The organism is Streptomyces africanus, assembly GCF_002150735.1.
GTDB lineage: Bacteria > Actinomycetota > Actinomycetes > Streptomycetales > Streptomycetaceae > Streptomyces > Streptomyces africanus.
This window is the reverse complement of record NZ_MUKA01000156.1, coordinates 2501-5100: the sequence shown is the minus strand read 5'-3', so window position 1 is coordinate 5100 and position 2600 is coordinate 2501. Positions and strand designations below refer to the sequence as shown.

The following is a 2600-nucleotide window of genomic DNA, read 5'->3' as shown; positions in this document are numbered from 1 at the left end:
AACACAGTGGACGCGAGCAACTGAGGACAAGCCCTCGGCCTATTAGTACCGGTCAACTCCACACGTTACCGTGCTTCCATATCCGGCCTATCAACCCAGTCGTCTACTGGGAGCCTTACCCTCTCTAGGAGGTGGGAGTCCTCATCTCGAAGCAGGCTTCCCGCTTAGATGCTTTCAGCGGTTATCCCTCCCGAACGTAGCCAACCAGCCATGCCCTTGGCAGAACAACTGGCACACCAGAGGTTCGTCCGTCCCGGTCCTCTCGTACTAGGGACAGCCCTTCTCAAGACTCCTACGCGCACAGCGGATAGGGACCGAACTGTCTCACGACGTTCTAAACCCAGCTCGCGTACCGCTTTAATGGGCGAACAGCCCAACCCTTGGGACCGACTCCAGCCCCAGGATGCGACGAGCCGACATCGAGGTGCCAAACCATCCCGTCGATATGGACTCTTGGGGAAGATCAGCCTGTTATCCCCGGGGTACCTTTTATCCGTTGAGCGACGGCGCTTCCACAAGCCACCGCCGGATCACTAGTCCCGACTTTCGTCCCTGCTCGACCCGTCGGTCTCACAGTCAAGCTCCCTTGTGCACTTACACTCAACACCTGATTGCCAACCAGGCTGAGGGAACCTTTGGGCGCCTCCGTTACTCTTTAGGAGGCAACCGCCCCAGTTAAACTACCCATCAGACACTGTCCCTGATCCGGATCACGGACCCAGGTTAGACATCCAGCACGACCAGACTGGTATTTCAACGACGACTCCACACTAACTGGCGTTAGCGCTTCACAGTCTCCCAGCTATCCTACACAAGCCGAACCGAACACCAATATCAAACTGTAGTAAAGGTCCCGGGGTCTTTCCGTCCTGCTGCGCGAAACGAGCATCTTTACTCGTAGTGCAATTTCACCGGGCCTATGGTTGAGACAGTCGAGAAGTCGTTACGCCATTCGTGCAGGTCGGAACTTACCCGACAAGGAATTTCGCTACCTTAGGATGGTTATAGTTACCACCGCCGTTTACTGGCGCTTAAGTTCTCAGCTTCGCCACCCCGAAGAGTGACTAACCGGTCCCCTTAACGTTCCAGCACCGGGCAGGCGTCAGTCCGTATACATCGCCTTACGGCTTCGCACGGACCTGTGTTTTTAGTAAACAGTCGCTTCTCGCTGGTCTCTGCGGCCACCCCCAGCTCTGGCAGCAAGTGCCGTCACCGGATGTGGCCCCCCTTCTCCCGAAGTTACGGGGGCATTTTGCCGAGTTCCTTAACCATAGTTCACCCGAACGCCTCGGTATTCTCTACCTGACCACCTGAGTCGGTTTAGGGTACGGGCCGCCATGAAACTCGCTAGAGGCTTTTCTCGACAGCATAGGATCATCCACTTCACCACAATCGGCTCGGCATCAGGTCTCAGCCTTGTGTGCGACGGATTTACCTACCGCACGGCCTACACCCTTACCCCGGGACAACCACCGCCCGGGCTGGACTACCTTCCTGCGTCACCCCATCACTCACCTACTAACCGCTTGGTTCGGCGGCTCCACCACTCCCCCTCACTCCGAAGAGATCAGGGGCGGCTTCACGGCCTTAGCATCACGATGCTCGATGTTTGACGCTTCACAGCGGGTACCGGAATATCAACCGGTTATCCATCGACTACGCCTGTCGGCCTCGCCTTAGGTCCCGACTTACCCTGGGCAGATCAGCTTGACCCAGGAACCCTTAGTCAATCGGCGCACACGTTTCTCACGTGTGAATCGCTACTCATGCCTGCATTCTCACTCGTCAACCGTCCACAACTACCTTCCGGTGCTGCTTCACCCGGCAGACGACGCTCCCCTACCCATCACAGCCGGCGTTGGCCGTATTGCTGCAATGACACGACTTCGGCGGTACGCTTGAGCCCCGCTACATTGTCGGCGCGGAATCACTAGACCAGTGAGCTATTACGCACTCTTTCAAGGGTGGCTGCTTCTAAGCCAACCTCCTGGTTGTCTGTGCGACTCCACATCCTTTCCCACTTAGCGTACGCTTAGGGGCCTTAGTCGATGCTCTGGGCTGTTTCCCTCTCGACCATGGAGCTTATCCCCCACAGTCTCACTGCCGCGCTCTCACTTACCGGCATTCGGAGTTTGGCTAAGGTCAGTAACCCGGTAGGGCCCATCGCCTATCCAGTGCTCTACCTCCGGCAAGAAACACACGACGCTGCACCTAAATGCATTTCGGGGAGAACCAGCTATCACGGAGTTTGATTGGCCTTTCACCCCTAACCACAGGTCATCCCCCAGGTTTTCAACCCTGGTGGGTTCGGTCCTCCACGAAGTCTTACCTCCGCTTCAACCTGCCCATGGCTAGATCACTCCGCTTCGGGTCTTGAGCGTGCTACTAAAAACGCCCTATTCGGACTCGCTTTCGCTACGGCTTCCCCACCCGGGTTAACCTCGCAACACACCGCAAACTCGCAGGCTCATTCTTCAAAAGGCACGCAGTCACGAGGCAAGCACAAGTGCTTGCCCGACGCTCCCACGGCTTGTAGGCACACGGTTTCAGGTACTATTTCACTCCGCTCCCGCGGTACTTTTCACCATTCCCTCACGGTA

At 56.8% G+C, this 2600-nt stretch carries 1 rRNA gene (cut by a window edge); it reads right to left on the bottom strand.

Going from position 1 to position 2600, the window contains the following annotated elements:
- Positions 1-22: 22 nt before the first annotated feature.
- Positions 23-2600: ribosomal RNA gene (locus CCL05_RS20135) — 23S ribosomal RNA — on the bottom strand; it runs 545 nt beyond the window's last position.